This window comes from Streptosporangium sp. NPDC050855 (assembly GCF_044456585.1).
Lineage (GTDB): Bacteria > Actinomycetota > Actinomycetes > Streptosporangiales > Streptosporangiaceae > Streptosporangium > Streptosporangium longisporum.
Genome location: NZ_JBITFY010000007.1, coordinates 74,091 through 95,810, shown reverse-complemented (window position 1 = coordinate 95,810; position 21,720 = coordinate 74,091). Strand labels below are relative to the sequence as shown.

Here is a 21,720-nt window from a genome sequence, read left to right as displayed (position 1 = left end):
CATCTCACACGAAAGGCGGCATCATGGTGGAGAACCACGGCCGCGTCGCCCTGGTGGTGCGGGGCGGCTGGGAAGGGCACGTGCCGGTGGCGGCCACCGACCTGTTCATCCCCTTCCTGGAGCGGAACGGGTTCGACGTGCACGTGGCCGACTCCCCGGCACGGTACGCGGACGCCGGCTACATGGCCGGGGTGGACCTGATCGTGCAGTGCTACACGATGGGGGCGATCGAGCCCGATCAGCTGGACGGCCTGCAGGCGGCGATCCGCGCCGGGACCGGCATGGCCGGCTGGCACGGCGGCATCGCCGACTCCTTCCGGAACTCCTCCGACTACCTCCACCTCATCGGCGGCCAGTTCGCCTGCCACCCCGGCAAGGATCCGGCCGAGCGGGTCGAGGGCGCCACGGACCACGACTTCGTGCCGTACACGGTGAACATCCGGCCCGAGGCCGCCGACCACCCGATCGTCCAGGGAATCGAGGACTTCGACCTCGTCACCGAGCAGTACTGGGTGCTGTCGGACGACTACAACGACGTGCTGGCGACCACGACCCAGAAGGTCCGCCCCTGGGACCCGTGGCACCGCGAGGTCACCTCCCCGGCGGTGTGGACCCGGCAGTGGGGCGAGGGCAGGATCTTCGTCACCACCCCCGGCCACAGCCTGGACGTTCTGGAGCACCCGAGCGTGCGCACCCTGGTGGAGAGGGGGATGCTGTGGGCGAGCCGGTGAACGTCGGCCTCGTCGGGTGCGGCACCATCGCGGGCCAGTACCTGGAGACGATCGGGCGCCTGCCCGGGCTCAGGCTGGCGGCGGCCGCCGACCTGGACCCCGCGCGGGCCCGGGAGACGGCGCGCTCCCACCCGGGCGCGCGGGCGATGTCCGTGGACGAGCTGGTCGCCGACCCCGAGGTGCACGTCGTGCTGAACCTCACCATCCCCGCGGCCCACGCCGAGGTGGCCCACAAGGCCGTCGCCGCCGGCAAGGACGTCTACTGCGAGAAACCGCTGACCGTCACGACCGCCGAGGCGCGCGAGCTGCTGGCCGCGGCCGACGCCGCGGGGGTGCGCGTGGGGTGCGCGCCCGACACCGTCCTGGGCACCGGGACGCAGACCGCGCGCAAGGCGATCGACGACGGGCTGATCGGCCGCCCGGTCGCGGCGACGGCGATCATGGTCACCCCCGGGCACGAACGCTGGCACCACCACCCCGACTTCTACTACGCCCCGGGCGGGGGACCCCTGATGGACATGGGCCCCTACTACATCACCTCACTGGTCACCCTGCTCGGGCCGGTGACGACGGTCATCGGGGCGGCCGGGCGCCCGCGTGCCGAGCGCACGATCGGCACCGGCCCCCGGCGCGGCGAGACCGTCCCGGTGAACGTGGACACGCACGTCACGGGTGTGCTCGTGCACGACTCGGGCGCGCTGTCGACCCTGGTGATGAGCTTCGACGTCGTCTCCACCCGGTGCCCCGAACTGGAGGTCCACGGCGATCGGGGGTCGCTGGTGCTCCCCGACCCCAACTATTTCGACGGGGACGTCCTGATCCAGGACCTCGGCGACGAGGACGACCGGTGGCGGACCCTCCCGGTGAGCGCCGGGTACGAACCCGCGGGCCGGGGCGACGGCCTGGCCGACTTCGTGCTGACCCCGCCCGGGATCGAGCCCCGCACGAGCGGCCGGCTGGCCTACCACGTCCTGGACGTCATGGAGTCGCTGCTCGCCTCGGCGGGCTCAGGGCGGGCGCTGAGCGTCGCCGGAAGGTGCGAGCGGCCGCGCCCCGTCACCTGGGACGCCGGCCGCTGACCCCGCCGACCCCTCCGGTACGGGCCGGGTGTCACCGCCCGGCCCGTACCGCCCGGAAAGGAGGGACCCGGAGCCCGGCCCCGTCGCCCGCGTTCACGCCACGGAGGATCCCCGCGGGCCCTGTGGGTCTCGTGGGGCGGGGGGCGGCACGGCCCCGGCCAGGTCGTGGGCCCGCTCGGCGGTGAGCCGCCCGTCGGCGACCACGACGGTGATCGCGCGGTCCAGCCGGTCGGGGACGCCGAGCGGCTCCTCCCAGGCCAGGGCCGGTCCGACGCCCGGGTACTCGGCCACGCGGACGAACCACGGGTCGAGCCCGAGGGTCTGCACGAACAGCAGGCTCCAGTCGTCGCAGGTCAGCGCCAGCCAGGGCGAGAGGCTGCCGTGCACGGCCCGCTCACCGGAGGCGTCGGCGGTGAAGGCGTCCAGCCCGGGGGAGTCCTTGGGCGCCCGCCAGAAGAACCCGCCGTAACCGGCTCCGGCCCGGCCCTTGCAGGCCGAGCTCTGGATCGACAGCGGCTCGCCGGTCCGGTTGTGCAGCGTGAAGGCGACGTCCAGCGCCCAGGCGCCGGGCACGGTACGGGCCACCAGGGTCCGCTCCTCGGCCGCCAGGACGGTGCCGTCCGGCCCGACCCAGTCCAGCCGCTCGGCGAAGCCCCCGTCCACGGGACGCAGGAGGCGCCGCCGCTGCCGCCCGTGGTTGGGCAGGACCACCGGTCCGGTACCGGGCACGTAGGTGGAGCCGCCCCAGAAGTTGACCCCGTTGACATCGGAGATCGCCACGCTCGCCCCGAAATGGTGCACGTGGTCGGCGGGCTGGGTCTCGGTCACGAGCGTCCCGCCGAGGGTGCGGACCGGGTGCAGATGGGGCCGGGGCGCGTCCGTCGGCCGCAGGTCCCCCCGCCGGACGTAGGTCGCGACCTCCCGCGAACCGGCACGCAGCAGCGACTCGGGCCAGGTCACCGGTGTGGCCGACACGGCCGGTGTGGCCGGTTCCGCCGATGCCGGCCGTGTCGGCACGGCCGGTTCCGCCGGTTCCGCGGGCGTGGCCGGCGCGGTCGTCCGGGCACCGAGGACGCCGGGGAAGCCGAGTTCCGACAGGGTCCTCAGCTCCGCCGCCGCGCGCACCGCCAGGGCCTCGACGCCCGGCAGCACCAGCCGGGACGGTTCCGTGCGGGAGCCCTCGACGCGCAGCGGGTCGGGGGCGCGGCGGATCTCGTCGAGCAGCCGGGTGAAACCGCCGGTCCGCTCCAGCGGCACCAGCAGCTCCTCGCCCTCCCTGATGTGCGCCAGGAGGTTGGCCAGCAGGTCGGACCGGTCGAAACCGGTGCGCACGCCGTCCACCTCGACCTCGTCGAGGGTGTAGAAGAGCAGCGCCGAGCGGGTGTCGCCGTGCAGGTGCAGGTAGGGCTCGGTCCGGCGCTCGGCGCACAGGCTCACGGTGATCGCGATGACGGTGCCGTCGGCGAGGCGGAGCCGGGCGCTGGAGGTGTCGTCGGAGGAGATCGCGTTGGCCCGGTACAGCTCCAGCTCGATCCCCTCGACCGACGAGACCGCGTCGGCCCCGGCGACGGCCAGCGCGGTGGCCACCGCGTGCGCGAACGGGTTGGTCAGCGCGCCGTCCATGACGTCCACGCCGTCCAGCCGGCGCCGCCCCGCCCAGGGTGCGCGCGTGTAGTAGGAGAACGGGCGCGTCCAGGCCCCGGCGACGCCGATGGCGCGGATCGGCTCCCCCAGCAGCCCGGCCGCCGCGGGGACGGCCGCCGAGCCGAGCGACTGGAAGCCGACCTGGCAGGCCAGCCCGGTCTCGGCCACGGCCGCCGTGATCTGCTCGAACTCCCGCACCGAGGGGGTGGGGGGCTTCTCCAGCAGCACGTGCGCCCCGGCCCGCAGGGCCGCGACGGCCAGCGGCGCGTGGGTGTGGATCGGCGTCGCGATCACCGCCGCCTCCGCGCCGGTCTCGGTGATCAGCGACGACAGGTCCGCCGACCACGGCACGCCCAGGTCGGGCGCCGGGCGGGTGTCGCAGACCCCGGCGAGCTCGGCCCGCCCGGTCGCGGCCAGGCGCCGCACGTTCTCCACGTGGTTGCGCCCGTGACCGTGGATCCCGGCGACCACCACGCGCACCGGCTTCACGGCGCCCACCTCGTCGGCGCCCCGGTCGCCCGCAGCTCCGGCCCGGTGATCTCCACCGGGAGGGGGGAGGCGAGCAGGCCGAGGTCGGCCAGCGCGGCGTCCTCGACCCTCTCCACCATCGCGGGATGGTGCAGTGCCAGGGCGAGCTGGCCGGACAGCTCGGTGAGCAGGTGCGGGTAGACCGGGACGCCGAAGGCGCGGGCCAGCTCGGCGATCCGCAGGAACGGGGTGATCCCGCCGACCCGTACCAGGTTCGGCTGGACGACGTCGCAGGCGCCCGCCGTCAGCAGGTCGCGGAACCCGTGGACGGTGGTGACGTTCTCGCCGACCGCGACCGGGACGCCGATGCCGCGCCGCAGCTCCACCTGGGCGGCCAGGTCGTCGGCGGGAAGCGGCTCCTCGATCCAGAACAGGTCGTACCGCTCCAGGGCGCGCATCGCGACGCGGGCCCGGTGCAGGTCCCACCGCTGGTTGGCGTCGATCATCAGCACCCGGTCCGGCCCGATCACCTCGCGGACCGCCGCCACCCGCTCGACGTCCTCGGCCAGCGAGGGACGCCCGACCTTGATCTTGACGGCGGTGTACCCGGCGGCGACCCACCGCCCGGCCTGCGCGCGCAGCTCCTCCAGCGTGTAGTGGCGGTTGATGCCGCTGCCGTAGACGGGGACGCTCTCGCGCCGCGCACCGAGCACCTCGACCAGCGAGCGCTCGCCGCAGCGCAGGTCCCACAGCGCCAGATCCACCCCGGCCAGGGCGATCGGCACGATCCCGGACCGTCCCGCCTCGCTCAGGTGGGCCGACAGCCGGTCCCACACCAGCTCCGGATGCGCCGGCAGGCCGATCACGGCGTCGCGGACGTCGTGCTCCAGCAGCGCCTTGACCGCCTGCGCCCCGATCTGCGGCGTCCAGGAGATCCCGGTGCCGCTCCGCCCGTCCTCCAGCGTGACCGTGACGAGCAGCACGTGGTTGAAGGGCACGTCCGCGCCCCAGGGCCGGGCCAGGGGCACCGACCGCAGCGTGACCGTCAGATCCTTGATCACGAAGCCACCAGGGCGAGTCCCGAGGTGATCAGCGCCTGCAGCTCGGCCTCGTGCTCGGGCGTCACCGCCACCAGCGGCGGCCGTACCCCGCCCACGTCCAGCCCGCGCAGCCGTACCCCGGCCTTGACCAGCGACACCGCGTACCCCGGCACCTTGGAGCGCAGCCGCACCAGCGGCGCGTAGAACTCGGCGATCAGCCGCTCGTCGCCGTTCAGGTACGCCGTGGCGATCTCGGGCGCGAAGCAGAACACCGCGCTGGAGTACAGGCCGACGCCGAGCGCCCGGTAGGCGGGCTGGGTCAGCTCGGCGGTCGGCAGCCCGTTGAAGAACAGGAAGTCCGGGCGGCTCTCCCGGACGGCCAGCACGATCCGCTGCATCCGGTCGATGTCGCCCAGGCCGTCCTTGACACCGATGACGCCGGGGATCGCGGCCAGCTCGACCGCGGCCTCCGGTTCGAGCGCGATCGGCCCGCGCTGGTAGATGATCACCGGGAGCTCGGCGGCGACGGCCCGCACGTACTCGGGGAAACCGGGGCCCTGGACGAGGTAGGGCGGCATGAGCAGCAGCCCGTCGGCGCCCGCCTCGCGGGCGGCCCGCGCCTGGGCGAGCGCCGCGCCGATCGGCCCGCCCGCTCCGGCGAACACCGGGACGGCCCCGGCCGTCGTCTTCACCGCGACCCGGACGACCTCGGCGTGCTCGGCCTCCGACAGCGCGGTGAACTCGCCGGTCCCGCAGGCGGCGAACACCCCGCCGGGCCCGTGCTCCAGCCCCTGCCGGACGTGGTCGGCCAGCACCCCGGACGCGAGCTCGCCGTCCGGGCCGAAGGGGGTCACGGGGAAGAACAGGACACCATCGAGATTCATGATCAGAGTTTCTTTCAGGAGAGTTCGGTGCGCCAGCTGCGCTTGGCGGTCCAGCCGAGCAGCCGCTCGGCCTTGGCGGAGGAGAAGGCGGGGGAGGTTCCGGTCAGGGGGGCGGCGAGCGCCTTCGTCTCCGGCATGACGGTCGGCAGCAGCTCGGCCAGCGGCTCGCGCGCCAGGGCGTCGGCCGCGCCCGCGAAGAAGATCTCGCCGTTGTTCTCCAGCAGCGGGAGCCTGGTCAGCAGCGTGTCGATGAAGTCACCGGCGTCGCGGGCGTCGAGGTAGTTGAACAGGGAGACCCCGCCGATCTCGGGCCGATCCAGCCGCTCGGTGATCGTGTGCCCGGACTGGGTGGGCGCGCCCTCCCACTCCTCGGGCGCGACGACGAAGCAGGGCCGGAACGCGGCCATCCGGGTGGTGTCACCGGCCCGCGCGAACGTCTGCACGGTCTGCTCGGCCACGACCTTCGACAGGTTGTAGGCGTGCCAGGGCCGCACCGGGTGGTCCTCGTCCAGCGGCAGGTAGTCCGGGGTCCAGCCGCCCGGTGCGCCGTACCCGATCACCGTGGGGCTGCTGGCCACGACGAGCCTCTCCACCCCCAGGGCGACCGAGGCCGCGCAGACGTTGAAGGCGAGCTGGGTGTTGACGCGGAACGTGGTGGCCTCGGAACGGCTGAACGGCACCGCGATGGCCGCCAGGTGGACCACCGCCTCGGGCCGGAACCGCGCGATCACCGAGTGGGCCTCACCCAGGTCGGTGAGGTCCGCAGGAAGGGTCGAGGCGGCCTCGCGCGGGGTTCCCGGCGCGCTGTCCACGCCGATCACCTCGTGTCCGGCCGCCGCGAGCGAGGTGACCACGCTGCGGCCGAGCCGGCCCGCGCTACCGGTGACGAGCACTCTGCTCACCGTGTGGGCTCCTTCTGAAGACTGCAATCAGTTGCAGTAAACAATCGCGCCAGGCGAGACAATACGTCAAGTGAGCGGGCTTAAGCACCGGCAACCGGTCTCAGAATGATTGACCCACCTGCAAACGGTTGCGTTAGGGTGTGCGGCATGTCAGTGACCATCCGGGACGTCGCCCACGCGTCAGGCGTTCATGTGTCGACGGTCTCCCGGACCTTCTCGGCTCCCCATCTGGTCAACGCCGAGACCCGGACCCGGGTGCTGGCGGTGGCCGAGGAGCTCGACTACCGGCCCAACCGGGCGGCCCGCTCGCTCAAGACGGGCCGTACCAACAACATCGGGCTGATCGTGCCCGATCTGGCCAACCCGTTCTTCTCGTCGCTGATCAAGGCGGCCCAGGCGGCCGCCCGCCGCCAGGACTACCATCTGTTCGTGGCCGACACCGACGAGAACCCGTCGGAGGAGGAGGAGCTCATCCTGGCCTTCTCCAAACAGGTCGACGGCATCGTGCTGTGCGGGCCGCGCCTGTCCAACAAGGCGCTGGAGAAGCTCTCCGAGAGCGTCTCGTTCGTGCTGGTCAACCGGCTCATCCGCGGGCTGACCACGGTCGTGATGGACGTGGCCCACGGCGCCCGCGTGGCCGTGGAGCACCTGACCGCGCTCGGCCACCGGCGCGTCGCCCTGGTGACGGGCCCGGCCGGGTCGTGGACCAGCGGCGAGATCCGCAGGGCCGTCGCGGAGATCCCCGGGCTCGACGCGGTCGTCATCGGCCCCAACCCTCCCACCGAGGAGGGCGGCATCGCCGCGGCGGCCAGGGTCGCCGAGGCGGGGGTGACCGGCGTGCTCGCCTACAACGACCTGCTCGCCATCGGCATCATCGAGGGACTGGAGGCGCTCGGGGTCGACGTGCCGGGCGACGTCAGCGTGATCGGCTTCGACGACAGCGCCACCGGCCGGCTGTACCGCCCCAAGCTCACCACGGTCGCGATGCCCGCCGGCGCCGCCGGCCGGATGGCGGTCGACCTCCTCATCCAGTCGATGAGCGCCGCGACCGTCCTGGAGACCCACCTGGTGGTCCGTGACTCCACCGCGCCCCCGAAGGGGACCGCCTGAGCGGCGGTCCCGCCGGGAGGCCACCGGCACCGGAGTCCATCGGCCGCGCCCCGGCCCTGGAGAGCCGCCCGTCCGCGGTAGGCCGGGCCGCCCGTCCGCGGTGGGCGGCGGCCGGGCCTACGTCGCGCAGAACTCGTTGCCCTCGGGGTCCCGCATGAGCCACCAGTGCCCGGCGGGCCCCTTGTCGATCTCGCGGACGCGGGCCGCCCCCAGCCCCTCCAGCCGGGTCACCAGCCCGTCGAGACCGCCCGGCCCGGAGTGGACGTCGACGTGCAGGCGGTTCTTGCCGGACTTCTTCTCGGGCACGTCCTGGAAGAGCAGCCGCCGGCCGTGTCCGATCCCGCTGACCTCGTCGAACGGGTCCTCGGGGTGGCGGATCGCGGCGTAGCCGCGGAAGATCCTGCGCCCGCGGTGCTCGGCGACCGCCTCCTCGCCGAGGTGACCGGCGGCCAGCAGCCGCTCGATCAGCGCGCCGGGATCCTCCACCTCGTACTCCAGGGCCGCGGCCCAGAAGTCCGCCAGGGCGGGCGCGTCCGTGCTGTCGATGACCAGTTTCCATGTCAATGCCATGTAACCAGTTATAAGGGTTACGCAAACGCGGCCGCAACCGACGGGCCTGCGAGGCCGGCGCGGGGTTCCGCCGGGGGCGGCCACCAGGCGATTCCCGCCCGGAGCACGGGGGAACGATCACCGTCCGTTACTGCAATCGGTTGTATTAACCGGTATTGGAACGAGATTTTTCCGCTCGTCCTTCGGCTGTCGAAATGCGACTTGAACTGGGAAAACGTAAAAACCCGGCGTTGCGACTCGTGAGCCAGCTCACTGCAAAGGGTTGACGTCCCGGCCGGTAAAGCTATAGGAAAAGCGCTACCAATTCACCGACTCCCCGAAGGGCCAGTGATGACGCTGAGTCCCGCAACGGCGGGGACGACCGAAGTGCCGGTCACGCCCCCCGAAAAGGTGGATCCTCCCGACCACCGGCGCATCAAGAGCTCCCGCAGCCGATCTCAGGCGCGGGCGGCCTATCTGTTCCTGGCCCCTTGGTTCATCGGTCTGTTCGCGATCACGCTCGGACCGATGATCGCCTCGCTCTACCTGTCCTTCACCGACTACAGCCTCCTGACCGAGGCGCAGTGGGTCGGCTGGGACAACTACGTGAAGATGTTCACCCAGGACGAGCGGTTCATTACCTCGCTGCAGGTGACGACCACCTACGTCGTGGTGTCCGTCCCGCTGCAGCTCGCCTTCGCGCTGGGACTGGCGCTCGTGCTGGACCGGGGGCTGCGCGGCCTGCCGTTCTACCGCTCGGTCTTCTACCTGCCCTCGCTGCTGGGAGGCAGCGTGGCGATCTCGATCCTGTGGCGGAAGATCTTCGGCACCGACGGCATCGTGAACTCGTTCCTGGGCCTGTTCGGCTACGAGGGCCAGGGCTGGGTGACGAGCCCGGACACCGCGCTGTGGACGCTGATCATCCTGCACGTGTGGACGTTCGGAGCCCCGATGGTCATCTTCCTGGCCGGGCTCCGCCAGATCCCGCAGAACCTCTACGAGGCGGCCTCGGTCGACGGCGCCGGCAGGTGGCGGAAGTTCCGCTCGATCACCCTGCCGCTGCTCACCCCGATCATCTTCTTCAACCTGGTGCTGGAGGTGATCAAGTCCTTCCAGTCCTTCACCCAGTCGTTCATCGTCAGCGGCGGCAACGGCGGGCCGGTGGACTCGACCCTCTTCTACACGCTCTACCTCTACATCAAGGGCTTCAAGAACTACGAGATGGGCTACGCGGCCGGCATGGCCTGGGTGCTGCTGCTCATCATCGCGGTCCTGACCGGTGTCAACTTCCTCATGTCTCGATTCTGGGTTTTCTATGGCGACGACAAGTAAGCGCGTGCCGGTCCTGTTCCGGCCCGCCCCGCGCCTGGTCAGGCACGTACTGCTGATCGCCTTCGGGCTGTTCATGCTCTACCCGCTGCTGTGGATGATCTCCAGCTCGATCAAGCCGGAAGAGCTGATCTTCCGGGAGCCCGGGCTGGTGCCGACCGAGGTGACGGGTGCCAACTACACCGAGGGCTGGGCCGCGCTCAAGCACACCTTCGGCTACTACCTGTGGAACTCGGCCGTCATCACGGTCCTGGCGGTCGTCGGCAACCTGCTCGCCTGCTCGCTCGCGGCATACGCCTTCGCCCGGCTGGAGTTCCCGCTGAAGAAGGTGTGGTTCGCGATCATGCTCGGCTCGATCATGCTGCCGCACCACGTCACGGTCGTCCCGCAGTACATCATGTTCGCCAAGTTCGACTGGATCAACACGATCTGGCCGATCATCGCGCCGAAGTTCCTCGCCACCGACGCGTTCTTCATCTTCCTGATGGTCCAGTTCATCCGGACCCTGCCCAGGGAGCTGGACGAGGCGGCGGCGATCGACGGCGCGGGTCACTGGCGCACGTTCATCCGGGTGATCATGCCGCTGTGCGTGCCCGCGCTGGCGACCACCGCGATCTTCACCTTCATCTGGACCTGGAACGACTTCTTCACCCAGAACCTCTACCTGACCAACTCCGACAACCTCACCGTGCCCGTCGCGCTCCGCCAGTTCATGGACTCCAGCGGTGAGTCCTCCTGGGGGCCGCTGTTCGCGATGTCGATCATCTCCCTCGGCCCGATCTTCGGCTTCTTCCTCGCGGGCCAGAAGTATCTCGTCCGGGGCATGGCGACCACCGGCCTCAAATAGTTCCACCGATCACCTGACATCACCCCCCATCCTCCCCACCTCTATCCTTCGAGGCGTCTCATGAAGATCATCAAGGCGGCCACCGCCGTCACCCTGCTCGCGATATCGGCCACCGCCTGCGGCAGCGGCGGCGGCGGTGAGGCCGGCGAATCCGGCGGGAAGACGAAGGTCGTCTTCTCGTACTGGGGCAGCGACGCCCGGCAGAAGCTGACGGAGTCCGCCATCGCCGCGTTCGAGAAGAAGAACCCGACGATCGACATCGAAGGCGATTTCTCCGACTGGGACAGCTACTACGAGAAGCTGGCCACCAAGTCCGCGGCCGGCGACGCCCCCGACGTCATGTCCATCGAGATCCGCGGCCTGGCCGAGTACGCCGGCCGAGGCACCCTCGCCGACCTCAACGGCAAGGTCAACACCACCGACCTCGACCAGGACGTGCTCAAGGCCGGCCAGGTCGACGGCAAGCAGTTCGCCATCCCCACCGGCGTCAACACCTTCCCGATGATCGTCAACAAGGCGACGGTGGAGAAGGCCGGCGAGAAGGTCCCGGACGACACGAGCTGGACCTGGGACGACTACATCGCGCTCTCCCAGAAGATCACCGAGAAGGGTGACGGCAAGGTCTGGGGGACCGAGTACAACGAGAACCCCGCCTTCCTGCAGCTGTACGCCGCCCAGCGCGGGGAGCAGTTCTACAAGGACGGCAAGATCGGCCTGTCGGAGCAGACCATCAAGGACTGGTGGGCCCTCCTGCAGAAGATCATCTCCACCAAGGCCGGCCCTGACGCAGCCCAGATGCTGGAGACCGGCACCAAGGTCGACCAGGCCCTGCTCGCCACGAACGCCAGCGCGTTCGGCAGCTGGTGGAGCAACCAGCTCACCGCGCTGAGCAAGGGCGCCGGCCAGGAGCTCGACCTGCTGCGGATGCCGAAGTCCGAGGGCGCGACCACCGCCGGCATGTTCCTCCAGCCCGCGATGTACTACACGATCTCCGCCAGGACCGAGAAGGCCGACGCCGCCCAGAAGTTCGTCGACTTCCTCGTCAACGACCCCGAGGCGGGCGGCATCCTGCTCAGCGACCGCGGCATGCCGACCAACGCCAAGGTCGTCACCGCCATCAAGGACAAGCTGACCCCGGCCGACCAGAAGGTGCTCACCTTCATCGACTCGATCAAGAGCGAGCTGAGCCCGATCACCGTTCCGCCGAAGGGCGCCATGGAGATGGAGGACATCCTCAAGCGCGCCACCGACTCGGTGCTGTTCGGCAAGGCCACCGCGGACGACGCGGCGAAGGCCTTCATCACCGAGGCCAACGCCACCCTCACCAAGTGACGATCGTTCTCACCTGACGTGCCGTACGGCTCACACCGAGCCGTACGGCACGGTCGTCTCCACCATTCTCTTCATGGGGTTCCTGATGCGATACGCCTTCGTCGGACTCGGCCACCGGGTACAGCTGTACATCGACGCGCTGCTCGGGGAGTGGAGCGACACCGGCGAGATCGTCGCCCTCTGCGACGTCAACCGGACCCGGATCGGCTACTACCTCGACCGCATCGGCCACGACGTCCCGTCCTTCGCGCCGCACGAGTTCGACAAGATGCTCGAACTCGCCGACGCGGTCGTGGTCGCCACCGTCGACGCCACCCACGCCCGATACGTCGTCGCCGCGCTGGAGGCGGGCAAGGACGTCATCGTGGAGAAGCCGCTGTGCACCACCGCCGAGGACTGCGCGGCCGTCATCGAGGCCGCCGAGCGGAGCACCGGCCGGCTCGTCGTCACCTTCAACTACCGCTACTCCCCGCGCAACAGCGCCGTCCGCCGGCTGATCGCCGACGGGGCGATCGGCGACGTCACCTCCGTGCACTTCGAGTGGGTCCTGGACACCATCCACGGCGCCGACTACTTCCGCCGCTGGCACCGCGACAAGGCCAGCTCCGGCGGCCTGCTGGTGCACAAGTCCACCCACCACTTCGACCTGGCCAACTGGTGGCTGGCCGACACCGCCACCTCGGTCTACGCCCGCTCGGCGCTGCGGTTCTACGGGGCCGACAACGCCCGCGCCCGCGGCCTGGGCGACCGCCCGGAGCGCGCCGCCGGCGCGCCGGGGCTCGGCACCGACCCCTACCTGCTCGACATCTCCGCCGACCCCCGGCTCAAGCGCCTCTACCTGGACGCCGAGCACGAGGACGGCTACCACCGCGACCAGGACGTGTTCGGTGAGGGCGTCACCATCGAGGACAACATGGCCGTCCTCGTCGGCTACTCCCGCGGGGCGATGCTCACCTACTCCCTCAACGCCCACGGCCCCTTCGAGGGCTACCGGGTGGCCGTCAACGGCACCGGGGGACGGCTGGAGCTGGAGGTCGTCGAACGCGCCTGGACCCCGCCGCGGGCCGCGATCGACCCGACCGCCGCAGACAAGTCCCGCGCCCCCGGCGCCTCCGAGAGGCTCGTCCTGCACCGGCACTGGAACGAGCCGGAGGAGATCGCCATCTCCTCGGGCGCGGGCGGCCACGGCGGCGGCGACGCCCTGATGCTGAACGACATCTTCCGCGGCGCCGGAGAGGACCCCCTGGGCCGCCAGGCCGGGCACCGCGCCGGTGTCGCCAGCGTGATGGTCGGGGTCTCGGCCAACCTGTCCGCCGCGAGCGGCGCTCCCGTCCTGCTGGAGGACGGCGGCACCCGGCAGGCGAGCTGACGCCGGACGAGGGCCCGGACGCCCGGCGGGCGCGCGACGTCTCCTGCCACCTCGCCGCATCTCACGACACCTCGCGATATCGAGCGGCGCGCGTGCGGTGGACAAGAAGACTGAAAGCGCGTTGCAGGCGGATCGGGTTACCACTGTGGACAGAACCCGACGACACGTCGTCCGCGGCCGGGCCCACCGGTTCACCACGGACGGCGTCGTCCCCACCGAAGGAGTCCCGGTGAACCGTACCGTCCGCGTTCTCGGAATCAGCGCCACCACCGGAGTCCTGTTCCTTGGCGTTCTTGCTCAGAGCGCCACGGCGACGGCCGCCCGGGCGACCTCGCAGCAGAACTGGCACGCGACCGGCACCGTCGTGTTCGACATGATGGACTACGAGCGGTTCGGCAGGAACGAGCGGTGCACCCACAGAATCCCGATCAGCAACACCGGGCGCGTCGGCGGACCAGCGGTGAACCACTGGTACTTCGGGAAGTGCGGCGGGGAGATCCGAACCGAGATCCACTACCGGCTCCAGCGCTCCGGCCACGTACTGACGCTGGACAACATCAGCATCAGGTTCTTCGAGGGCGACAGCGCGGAGACCAACGCGCTGAAGGGCGTGGGGAGCATGCCCAGATCCTTGATCTGGCCGGGCCAGAGCGTCACCAAGCAGGTCCGGGTGCAGAACGACGTGGACAGGGTGCGCGACGACCGGACCGTCGTGACGTTCACCCTGCGCAACCGGTGAGCGGTGACGAGGCGCGAGTCGTTCCCTGAGCGGCTCGCGCCCCCGTCTCGTCCCCGCCGACAGCGCACGCGACGACGGACGGCCCGTCGGGACCGCTCCTCGCCGGGGAGGCGATCGTCGAGGCGGTCCGGTTCCGGCAGGCCATGGTCCGGCCGGCCGCCCGGATCCCTCCGAGATGGAGGACGGGCCGGAGATCGCAGTCCCGTTCCAGGCTCTTGGGTGCCGCGTACGGTCTCTACTGCCGTGACCAGCGGTCGGTGAAGAGCTCCTGGCCCGGCGGGGAACCGGGCAACGGGTCGTGTCCCGGCCGCAACCCGTCGAGCGCTATCGCGATCAGCCGCCGACGAGCCTCGGCGGCGGCGGGCAGCAGGTCGTCCCTGCCCTGCTTGCGAAGCTGATCGACCAGCGGGGAACGGCCCAGCTGCTCGATGAGCAGCGAGATGTCGACCGAGGTCACCTCCTTGCGCAGGACGTCGGCCCGGTGTGCTCGTCGTACCAGCTCGTCGAGCAGTTCGTCGCCGCGGCGGGCCTTGGCGCTCATCTCCTGGGTGACCTCGATGGTGCCGGCGACGGGCGCCAGCGAGCCCTGCCCGAACTCGACGCAGCCGCGGATGAACGCCGCCAGTCCTGCCCATGGGTCGGGGTCGGCCAGGCCCTGCTCGGCCGCTTCGTTCCAGTGGTCGAGGGAGAGGAGGCTGAGCTGCTGGAACAGCTCTTCCTTGGTCTTGTAGCGGCGGTAGAGGCTGCCGATGCCGACGCCTGCCCGGGTCGCGATGGCGGCGACGGAGGCGTGCGCGCCGTCTTCCGCGAGCACGTCGCGCGCGGCCTGGAGCAGTGCGCGGTCGTTGCGTTCCGTGAGGTCTCTGCGTGTGGTCATCGCCACGGAGTCTAACAGTTGCGGAGCGATTCGCTCCGATATACCTTCAAAGCGGAGTGAATCGCTCCGCTAGTTGAGGAGATGCGACATGAACCCCGATGTCAAGGCGATCGAGCACGTCGTCCGCGACGCCGAAGAGCTGCAGAGCGACGTGGCCGGTTTCACCGGGCTGCTGACCGAGGAGGTGTCCCTGGTCAACTTCATCGGGATCCGGCTGCGTGGCCGCGACAAGGTCAGGGAGGCCATGGCCAAGGCGCTGCGCACCCCGCTGAAGGACGTGCTGACCAGGAACGAGCTGCTCGACGTCACCTTCCTGCGACCGGACGTGGCGATCGCGGGCCTGATCAAGCACGTCAACGACGGCCGTACCGGAGCGCTGACGTTCGTGCTGGTCAAAGAGGACGGCACCTGGCGGATCGCGCTGGCTCAGACCACCCCGGTGCTGACGTCGTGAGCATGGCCCCGGTCATCGGAGCCCCCGGTCGGCAGGGCGGTGTCGCCGCGCGTCACCCGTCGAGCCCTGGCCGGCAGGTCCGTGCCGGAGGCTGAAGAACACCGGAACGGAAGGTCCCGCCGAGCGCGCCGGGCCGGTCCTCTCGGCGTGCCTTTCCGTTCCGATGCCTCCCGGCCGACGAGGCGCGCAGGCTGGTCACCGTCGGGTGGTGGCCGGCCTTTTCCGTCTCCGGAGCCGTGGTGCGCGGAGCCGGCCGGCGCGGGCCGCACACCCGCGGGGGATCGGGAGCCCCCTGCCACCCGATCACCACGGGTCCGGGCCGGCCCTTCGGCGCCGTGGGTGTCCTCACACCGGTGACGGCTCCGAGGAGCCGTCACCGCCTCCGCCGCCCGGGTGCCGGGCGCTCCGCGCGGCCGGGCCCCGCCGCCACTGCTCGATGACCTGCCGGAAGGCCTCGCTCACGAGGAGAAGGAGCTCGGCGGAGGACTCGAAGCGGGCGCCCGCCGGGGTCGCGGCCCCGAGAATCTCGGCTCCGCGCCGCGACGCGGCCGCGAGGGCTTCGTTCATCTGCAGGGCCGCGAGGATGGATCGGAGCCAGATCTCGTCGTCGGCGACATAGCGTTCGCGCCGTACGCCGGGATCCCGTTCCCGGCGGAGCATGCCCTGCTGTTCGAGGTAGGCGACGGCGTGCGAGACCGACGCCGGGCTGACGCGAAGCCGCTGGACCAGGTCGGCGGCGGTGAGGGCGCCGGAGTCGGTGGTGTACAGGCAGGCCAGCACCCTGGCCTCCATCCGGGGCAGCCCCTGCTGGACGAGGAGGGCGGTGAAGGACTCCGTGAATTCCTGGACCGCCCGGGGGTCCCGTCCGTGGCCGCTGTCGGGGATGGGCGGCGCCGGAGGCCGGGCCTGCCCGCGCCGGCGCGCACGCTGCCGTGTGGCCTCCTGTGCCCGGTCCGCGCTGTAGCCGTCGGGCCCGCCGTTGCGGGTGACCTCCCGCATGACCGTCGAGGCGGGACGCCCCAGGCGCCGGCCGATCTCTGCGTATCCGAGTCCCTCGGCAAGCCCCGCGGTGATGCGCCGGCGGTCCTCGTCGGTGAGTCTGCCTCCGGGCATCGGCGCTCGTCTCCTGTCTGCCGCATGCTCAGGGCTCTGTGCGTGCGTACTCGCTGCACAGTATGCATTCACGCGCACCCCATTGCAATGCAAGCCCGATCCGCCATTGCATTCAGCTGCAGAGTCATTGCAAAGAAAGTTCAATTTGCCAGCTACAGCAGAGGTTTCTGCCTTCCTTCTACGTTGACGAATTTGTAAATGCAATGTAGCGTCACAGACGTTCAGGGATTCCCGAACGATGGCGGACGCCGGTGGCGCCGCAGGGGATCCCGTGACCGAGTTCACCCCGACCCCCGTGCGCCGCTCGTCGAAGTCATGAGCGCCAGGCCTGGGGCGGGTCCGGCGGATCGAACGCTGTACGCAAGGAGATTGATGATGGGACAGGGCAACGGCGGCTTCTCCGAGGCGGGGCTGCGCAGACTGCGCGAGGTGCTGACCCGGCATGTCGACTCCGGGAAGGTCCCCGGGCTCGTCGCCCTGGTCGGCCGGGGCGACCAGACGCACGTCGAGGCGATCGGGACGATGCGCCATGACGGTGGCGCGCCGATGCGCCGGGACACGATCTTCCGGATGGCCTCGACGTCCAAGCCGGTCGCGATGGCGGCGGCGATGGTCCTGCTGGACGAGTGCAGGCTGCGGCTGGACGACCCGGTGGATCCGTGGCTGCCCGAGCTGGCCGACCGGCGGGTGCTGAAGCGGATCGACGGCCCGCTGGACGACACCGTGCCGGCGCGGCGGCCGATCACCGTACGGGACCTGCTGACCTCCACGTTCGGGCTCGGCATGGACATGACGGCGCTGGGTGCTCCGATCATGGGCGCGATCTTCGAGCAGGGGCTCACGCCCGACCTCCCGGAGCCGATGCCCGAGCCGGACGAGTGGATGCGCCGCCTGGGCACACTGCCGCTGATGCACCAGCCCGGGGAGCACTGGCAGTACCAGATCAGCCACGACGTGCTCAGCGTGCTGGTGGCCAGGGTCGCCGGCCGGTCGTTCGAGACGTTCCTGCGCGAACGCGTCCTCGACCCGCTGGGCATGAAGGACACCGCCTTCCACGTGCCCGCCGACAAGATCGACCGACTGCCGGCCCTGTACGCCCCGGATCCGCAGACCGGCGAGTTCCACGTGTGGGACGAGGCCGAGGGCGGGCGCTGGAGCAGCCCCCCGGCGTTCCAGGGCAGCGGCGGCGGGCTGGTCTCCACCGCCGACGACTACCACGCCTACTTCCGGATGCTGCTGAACCACGGGATGCACGGGAACGAACGGATCCTGTCCCGGCCCGCCGTCCAGCTGATGACCACCAACCGCCTCACACCCGAGCAGCAGGCACCCCGGCACGCCATGGCCGTCAACAACGTCCATCTGTCATTCGGCCAGGGCCAGCACGGCGGCTGGGGCTTCGGGATGGCGGTGCGCACCTACCGTGGTGACTACGCGCCCGTCGGCCAGTTCGGCTGGGACGGCGGAAGCGGCACCTCGACCTACGCCGACCCGGAGAACCGGCTCACCGGGATCCTGCTCACCCAGGTCGGGATGTCCGTCCCGAATTCGGCTCACGTCATCCACGACTTCTGGACCACGCTCTACCAGGCGATCGACGACCGACGGTGAGCCGCCGGTGGCCGGGTGGGGTTCCCCGGGCCGCGCCCGGCCGGCGCGGCGCCCAGGTGGGCGTCGTCGCCGCATCCGGCATCGGCCACCGATCCGGCGCGTCCTCACCGGGAACGGCGCCTTCCGGCCGGGGAGTGACCGGCCGTCGTCGTTCACGATGGTTCACCTGCCGCCCGGGGCTGTCGGAGGGCCGCCATAGAGTGGGCCGATCCGCAGCGCTTTCCTGAACGAACGGGTGGAGATCATGAGCGAAAAGTTGACCTTGATGGCCGTGCACGCCCATCCCGACGACGAGGTCCTCGGGACAGGCGGGATCTTCGCCCGGTACGCCGAGGAGGGCATCCGCACCGTCCTGGTCACCTGCACGAACGGGGAGCAGGGGGACGCCCCCGGCGGGGTGAAGCCCGGCGAGCCCGGCCATGACGAGGCGGCGGTGAGCGCGCTGCGGCTGGAGGAGCTCCGCGCGTCCGTGGCCCACCTGGGGATCGAGCACGTGGAACTGCTCGGCTACCGCGACTCGGGCATGGACGGCTGGGACGGGAACAAGGCCGAGGACGCCTTCGCCAACGTCCCGGTGGAACGGGCCGCGGCGCGGCTGGCCGAACTGATGGAACGCTACCGCCCGCAGGTCGTGGTCACCTACGACGAGAACGGCGGCTACGGCCACCCCGACCACATCCAGGCGCACCGGATCGCCATGGCCGCGACCGAGGCCTGCGGGATCCCCGCCAAGCTGTACCACACCGCGGTGCCCCGCGAGGGGATCGCCGAGCTGTTCGAGCTCCTCCGCGCGGCCGGGGTCCCGTCCGAGGAGCTCGAGCTTCCCGACGACTTCGGGGTCCCGCAGGAGCAGATCACCGCGATGATCGACGTGGCGCCGTACGTTGAGCGCAAGCGCAAGGCCCTGGAGGCGCACGCGAGCCAGGGGGACAGCATCTTCATGCTGCGCATGCCCCCCGAGGCGCAGCAGCAGGTCCTGGGGACCGAGGCGTTCATCCGCGTGATCAACCGCGTTCCCGGGGCGGCCGACCGGGAGGACGACCTCTTCGACGGCCTCCGCTGAGGGCCGCGTCCCCGGCCGTCCCCAGCCGTCCCCGACCGTTCCTGGCCGTCCCCCGGTCGTCCCCGGCCCTCCCCGGCCCTCCCTGACCGGGAACGGCCGGGGGACGGCCGGGCACGCCGAAGCTACGCTCCGGTACCGATGTCCGGAGAAGCCTGGTTCGCCATGGTGCCCGCCTTTACGATCTTTTCTCTGGTGAGCAACCGTGGAAACCCAGGGGAGTAAACGGTATGCGGGATCGACGGCTCCTCGCGCTGATCGTGTCGGCGGTCATGATCGTCATCTTCGGTGCGTACGCGGTGGTGGCGGCTCCCGGCAGGGGCGTGGCCTCCCCGTCGCCCCGCCCCCTGCCCGCCGACGCGGCCGAAGACGCCGCCGGGGACGCCGAGGAGACCGGAGAGGCGGAGGAGGCCGAGGGGGCGCCGTCCTCCGCGGCGCCCTCCCCGCCCTCCCTGTCGCCGGTCCCGGTCACGCCGACCCCGCAGGAGGGACCCGAGTGGGCCGGGCGGGGCTACCTCGCCGCCTGGCAGGCCGGTGACCTCGCCGCCATGACAGCCCTGGTCGCCGATCCACCGGCCGACCTCGCCGACCGGCACCGCCGGTTCGACACCGAGCTGCGGGTCACCTCGCTCTCCCTCACCGCCGGTGAGCTGCGCGCGCAGGAGACGGAGACGGCCGAGCTGTCCTTCAACGGGGTACGGGAGGTCACCGGGCTGGGCCGGTGGCCCTTCGCCTCGGTGCTGCGTCTGGCGCTGCGCGACGGGACGTGGAAGGTGCTCTGGGCCCCGGAGACGATGCATCCCTCGCTCAAGGACGGCGGGAGCCTGCGGCTGAAGGAGAGGGAGGTCCGGACCCCGGCCACCCTCACCCGCGAGGGACGGCCGTTCCCCCGGGAGAGCAGGGCGGGCGACTACTTCACCGGCCTGGACGGGATCGCCGTCGAGGTGAAGCTGCTGGAGGAGCCGTCGGGCAGGACGCTGCAGTCCTCCCGGCCCGAGAAGCGGTCCGGGGCCAGGACCACGATCTCCCAGCCCGTGCAGGCCGCCGCGGCCCGGGCCCTTGACGGGAGCGTGCGGCCCTCCGCGATCGTGGCCGTGGACGTCCGGACGGGCCAGGTGCGCGCGGTGGCGGACTCGCTGGGCGGACGGAAGGCCTTCAACGGCCTGTACCCCCCGGGGTCGACGTTCAAGGTGGTGACGGCCGCCGCGCTGCTGCGCTCCGGACTGACCCCGGACTCACCGGTCGCCTGCCCGGCCTCCTACACCCTCCCGAACGGCAGGCCCTTCACCGACTCCGACGGGATCGACCACGGCACCGTCCCCCTGAGCACGGCCTTCGCGCTGTCCTGCAACACCACCTTCGCCCAGCAGACCTACGAGCGGCTGCGCGACGACCGGCTGCGCGCCGAGGCCGCCGACCGGTTCGGCTTCCGGGAGAAGCCGGGACTGAGCACCTGCCGGATCCGGCCGTACACGACCCCCGACGAGCTGGGGTCCGACGCCATCGGCCAGAACTCCGTACAGGCCAGCCCGCTCTGCATGGCCGAGACGGCCGCCGCGGTGGCGAGCGGCGTCTGGAGGCCCGCCATCATGACCGAGCGGCCTCCCGCGGACTCGCCGCAGCCGGTGCCGCTGGACGACGGCGTGGCCGGGGGCCTGCGGACGATGATGGACGCCGTGGTCGCCCGCGGCACTGCCGCCCAGGCCGGTCTGCCCGCGGGCACGGCGGGCAAGACCGGCACCGCCGAGGTCGAGGGCGGCGAGGACCACGCCTGGTTCATCGGGTACCGGGACTCCCTGGCCTTCGCGGTGTTCGTGGAGCACGGCGGCGCCGGGGGACAGGTCGCGGCACCGCTCGCCGCCAGGTTCCTGAACGCGCTGTGACCCCCCTCCCGCGGTGACCCGGTCCGTCACGACGGCGGGAGCGGGCGGGCAGGATGACGGGCTACCGTACACAGGGTGTACGTGAAGATCTGCGGGCTCCGCGAGCCCGGACATGTGACGGCCGCCGTCGAGGCGGGCGCCGACGCCATCGGATTCGTCCTCACCAGGAGCTCGCGGCGGGTCACCCCCGCGCGGGCGCGGGAGCTGGCCTCGGCGGTCCCGGAGCACGTGCTGACCGTGGCGGTGTTCGCCGGGGAACCGCCCGGGGAGGTCCGCGCCGCCGCGCTGGAGGCGGGCGTGCGCGGGATCCAGCTGCACGGCGACCACCCGCACGAGGACTTCACCGCGCTCGAGGACCTGGGCCTGACCCTGGTCCGGGCCGGGGCGGCCGGTACCGACCTGCGCTGCGGCGCCTTCGACGAGGACCTGCTCATCGTCGACGCGCCCAGGCCCGGCTCCGGGGAACCGTGGGACTGGGCGGCGGTGCGCGGGCGCCCGCAGGGCCGCTGGATGCTGGCCGGAGGGCTGGACCCGTCGAACGTGGCCGGGGCGATCGCCGCCGCCCGCCCGTGGGGGGTGGACGTGTCGAGCGGGGTGGAGGTCGCGCCCGGGGTCAAGGACGCCGGGCTCATCGCGGACTTCGTCACCGCCGCCCGCGGCGCGGCCGGGACGGCGGTGGGGGAGGGCGACGGCTGAGCG

At 71.4% G+C, this 21,720-nt stretch carries 20 protein-coding genes; 13 read left to right on the top strand and 7 right to left on the bottom strand.

Annotation, left to right across the window (positions count from 1 at the left end):
- Positions 1 to 23 precede the first annotated feature (23 nt).
- Positions 24 to 731: a ThuA domain-containing protein gene (locus ACIBCT_RS16115; RefSeq protein WP_399189070.1), complete on the top strand. Its 708-nt coding sequence runs from the start codon at positions 24 to 26 to the stop codon at positions 729 to 731.
- On the top strand, positions 716 to 1,810 hold the full coding sequence (locus ACIBCT_RS16110) for a Gfo/Idh/MocA family protein (RefSeq protein ID WP_399189068.1): 1,095 nt from the start codon (positions 716 to 718) through the stop codon (positions 1,808 to 1,810). Before ACIBCT_RS16115 ends, ACIBCT_RS16110 begins: the two co-directional genes overlap by 16 nt.
- 93 nt (positions 1,811 to 1,903) lie before the next feature.
- On the opposite strand, the gene ACIBCT_RS16105 is transcribed toward ACIBCT_RS16110, so the two are convergent.
- From ACIBCT_RS16105 to ACIBCT_RS16090, 4 genes are read right to left on the bottom strand one after another with little or no spacing between them, the layout of a single operon-like run.
- The gene (locus ACIBCT_RS16105) at positions 1,904 to 3,943 is read right to left on the bottom strand and encodes a DUF6807 family protein (protein WP_399189066.1); all 2,040 of its coding nucleotides are present in this window, start codon (positions 3,941 to 3,943) and stop codon (positions 1,904 to 1,906) included.
- Positions 3,940 to 4,983 (bottom strand): mandelate racemase/muconate lactonizing enzyme family protein, encoded by a 1,044-nt coding sequence (locus ACIBCT_RS16100; protein WP_399189064.1) that lies wholly within the window; start codon positions 4,981 to 4,983, stop codon positions 3,940 to 3,942. The genes ACIBCT_RS16105 and ACIBCT_RS16100 overlap by 4 nt, the downstream gene beginning before the upstream one ends.
- A complete protein-coding gene (locus tag ACIBCT_RS16095) occupies positions 4,980 to 5,846 on the bottom strand; it encodes a 5-dehydro-4-deoxyglucarate dehydratase (RefSeq protein ID WP_399189062.1) in 867 nt (288 codons plus the stop codon). Before ACIBCT_RS16095 ends, ACIBCT_RS16100 begins: the two co-directional genes overlap by 4 nt.
- 14 nt (positions 5,847 to 5,860) lie before the next feature.
- Complete coding sequence (locus tag ACIBCT_RS16090) at positions 5,861 to 6,748, bottom strand: NAD-dependent epimerase/dehydratase family protein (RefSeq protein WP_399189060.1); 888 nt, start codon at positions 6,746 to 6,748, stop codon at positions 5,861 to 5,863.
- A 147-nt stretch (positions 6,749 to 6,895) separates the two neighbouring features.
- Here ACIBCT_RS16090 and ACIBCT_RS16085 point away from each other — a divergent pair, with 147 nt between their 5' ends.
- Complete coding sequence (locus ACIBCT_RS16085; protein WP_399189058.1) at positions 6,896 to 7,858, top strand: LacI family DNA-binding transcriptional regulator; 963 nt, start codon at positions 6,896 to 6,898, stop codon at positions 7,856 to 7,858.
- 117 nt (positions 7,859 to 7,975) lie between these two features.
- Here the strand turns inward: ACIBCT_RS16085 and ACIBCT_RS16080 are convergent, their stop codons facing one another.
- Positions 7,976 to 8,428, bottom strand: a complete 453-nt coding sequence (locus tag ACIBCT_RS16080) for a VOC family protein (protein ID WP_399189056.1) — start codon at positions 8,426 to 8,428, stop codon at positions 7,976 to 7,978.
- A 330-nt stretch (positions 8,429 to 8,758) separates the two neighbouring features.
- Between ACIBCT_RS16080 and ACIBCT_RS16075 the strand changes: the two genes are divergently transcribed.
- From ACIBCT_RS16075 to ACIBCT_RS16055, 5 genes are all read left to right on the top strand, one after another.
- Positions 8,759 to 9,739, top strand: coding sequence for a carbohydrate ABC transporter permease (locus tag ACIBCT_RS16075; RefSeq protein WP_399189054.1), 981 nt, complete (start codon positions 8,759 to 8,761; stop codon positions 9,737 to 9,739).
- The gene (locus ACIBCT_RS16070) at positions 9,723 to 10,583 is read left to right on the top strand and encodes a carbohydrate ABC transporter permease (protein WP_344905588.1); all 861 of its coding nucleotides are present in this window, start codon (positions 9,723 to 9,725) and stop codon (positions 10,581 to 10,583) included. The genes ACIBCT_RS16075 and ACIBCT_RS16070 overlap by 17 nt, the downstream gene beginning before the upstream one ends.
- Positions 10,584 to 10,643: 60 nt before the next feature.
- Positions 10,644 to 11,915 (top strand): ABC transporter substrate-binding protein, encoded by a 1,272-nt coding sequence (locus tag ACIBCT_RS16065; RefSeq protein WP_399189051.1) that lies wholly within the window; start codon positions 10,644 to 10,646, stop codon positions 11,913 to 11,915.
- A 73-nt stretch (positions 11,916 to 11,988) separates the two neighbouring features.
- Positions 11,989 to 13,284 carry a Gfo/Idh/MocA family protein gene (locus ACIBCT_RS16060; protein WP_399189049.1) on the top strand — a complete coding sequence of 432 codons (1,296 nt, stop codon included), beginning with the start codon at positions 11,989 to 11,991 and terminating at the stop codon, positions 13,282 to 13,284.
- 229 nt (positions 13,285 to 13,513) lie between these two features.
- Positions 13,514 to 14,023, top strand: a complete 510-nt coding sequence (locus tag ACIBCT_RS16055; RefSeq protein WP_399189047.1) for a hypothetical protein — start codon at positions 13,514 to 13,516, stop codon at positions 14,021 to 14,023.
- Between the two features lie 235 nt (positions 14,024 to 14,258).
- Here ACIBCT_RS16055 and ACIBCT_RS16050 read toward each other — a convergent pair whose 3' ends face one another.
- Positions 14,259 to 14,900, bottom strand: coding sequence for a TetR/AcrR family transcriptional regulator (locus ACIBCT_RS16050; protein WP_399189045.1), 642 nt, complete (start codon positions 14,898 to 14,900; stop codon positions 14,259 to 14,261).
- An 88-nt stretch (positions 14,901 to 14,988) separates the two neighbouring features.
- Between ACIBCT_RS16050 and ACIBCT_RS16045 the strand changes: the two genes are divergently transcribed.
- Entirely contained in the window at positions 14,989 to 15,354 is a 366-nt protein-coding gene (locus ACIBCT_RS16045) for an SgcJ/EcaC family oxidoreductase (protein ID WP_399189042.1), read from the top strand.
- A 345-nt stretch (positions 15,355 to 15,699) separates the two neighbouring features.
- Here the strand turns inward: ACIBCT_RS16045 and ACIBCT_RS16040 are convergent, their stop codons facing one another.
- Positions 15,700 to 16,467, bottom strand: coding sequence for a MarR family transcriptional regulator (locus tag ACIBCT_RS16040; protein ID WP_399189040.1), 768 nt, complete (start codon positions 16,465 to 16,467; stop codon positions 15,700 to 15,702).
- A gap of 375 nt (positions 16,468 to 16,842) precedes the next feature.
- Between ACIBCT_RS16040 and ACIBCT_RS16035 the strand changes: the two genes are divergently transcribed.
- The 4 genes from ACIBCT_RS16035 to ACIBCT_RS16020 all read left to right on the top strand — a co-directional run bounded on the left by ACIBCT_RS16035 (position 16,843) and on the right by ACIBCT_RS16020 (position 21,717).
- On the top strand, positions 16,843 to 18,078 hold the full coding sequence (locus tag ACIBCT_RS16035) for a serine hydrolase domain-containing protein (RefSeq protein WP_399189441.1): 1,236 nt from the start codon (positions 16,843 to 16,845) through the stop codon (positions 18,076 to 18,078).
- 244 nt (positions 18,079 to 18,322) lie between these two features.
- The gene (locus tag ACIBCT_RS16030) at positions 18,323 to 19,141 is read left to right on the top strand and encodes a PIG-L family deacetylase (RefSeq protein WP_399189038.1); all 819 of its coding nucleotides are present in this window, start codon (positions 18,323 to 18,325) and stop codon (positions 19,139 to 19,141) included.
- A 227-nt stretch (positions 19,142 to 19,368) separates the two neighbouring features.
- Complete coding sequence (locus tag ACIBCT_RS16025; RefSeq protein ID WP_399189036.1) at positions 19,369 to 21,021, top strand: penicillin-binding transpeptidase domain-containing protein; 1,653 nt, start codon at positions 19,369 to 19,371, stop codon at positions 21,019 to 21,021.
- 75 nt (positions 21,022 to 21,096) lie between these two features.
- On the top strand, positions 21,097 to 21,717 hold the full coding sequence (locus ACIBCT_RS16020) for a phosphoribosylanthranilate isomerase (RefSeq protein ID WP_399189034.1): 621 nt from the start codon (positions 21,097 to 21,099) through the stop codon (positions 21,715 to 21,717).
- Positions 21,718 to 21,720 lie beyond the last annotated feature (3 nt).

Coding starts and splice junctions, on each gene's coding strand:
- ACIBCT_RS16025 (WP_399189036.1), top strand. CDS start 19,369: ATGCGGGATCGACGGCTCCTCGCGCTGATCGTGTCGGCGGTCATGATC.
- ACIBCT_RS16065 (WP_399189051.1), top strand. CDS start 10,644: ATGAAGATCATCAAGGCGGCCACCGCCGTCACCCTGCTCGCGATATCG.
- ACIBCT_RS16035 (WP_399189441.1), top strand. CDS start 16,843: ATGGGACAGGGCAACGGCGGCTTCTCCGAGGCGGGGCTGCGCAGACTG.
- ACIBCT_RS16075 (WP_399189054.1), top strand. CDS start 8,759: ATGACGCTGAGTCCCGCAACGGCGGGGACGACCGAAGTGCCGGTCACG.
- ACIBCT_RS16070 (WP_344905588.1), top strand. CDS start 9,723: ATGGCGACGACAAGTAAGCGCGTGCCGGTCCTGTTCCGGCCCGCCCCG.
- ACIBCT_RS16115 (WP_399189070.1), top strand. CDS start 24: ATGGTGGAGAACCACGGCCGCGTCGCCCTGGTGGTGCGGGGCGGCTGG.
- ACIBCT_RS16030 (WP_399189038.1), top strand. CDS start 18,323: ATGAGCGAAAAGTTGACCTTGATGGCCGTGCACGCCCATCCCGACGAC.
- ACIBCT_RS16085 (WP_399189058.1), top strand. CDS start 6,896: ATGTCAGTGACCATCCGGGACGTCGCCCACGCGTCAGGCGTTCATGTG.
- ACIBCT_RS16095 (WP_399189062.1), bottom strand. CDS start 5,846: ATGAATCTCGATGGTGTCCTGTTCTTCCCCGTGACCCCCTTCGGCCCG.
- ACIBCT_RS16060 (WP_399189049.1), top strand. CDS start 11,989: ATGGGGTTCCTGATGCGATACGCCTTCGTCGGACTCGGCCACCGGGTA.
- ACIBCT_RS16040 (WP_399189040.1), bottom strand. CDS start 16,467: ATGCCCGGAGGCAGACTCACCGACGAGGACCGCCGGCGCATCACCGCG.
- ACIBCT_RS16080 (WP_399189056.1), bottom strand. CDS start 8,428: ATGGCATTGACATGGAAACTGGTCATCGACAGCACGGACGCGCCCGCC.
- ACIBCT_RS16050 (WP_399189045.1), bottom strand. CDS start 14,900: ATGACCACACGCAGAGACCTCACGGAACGCAACGACCGCGCACTGCTC.
- ACIBCT_RS16045 (WP_399189042.1), top strand. CDS start 14,989: ATGAACCCCGATGTCAAGGCGATCGAGCACGTCGTCCGCGACGCCGAA.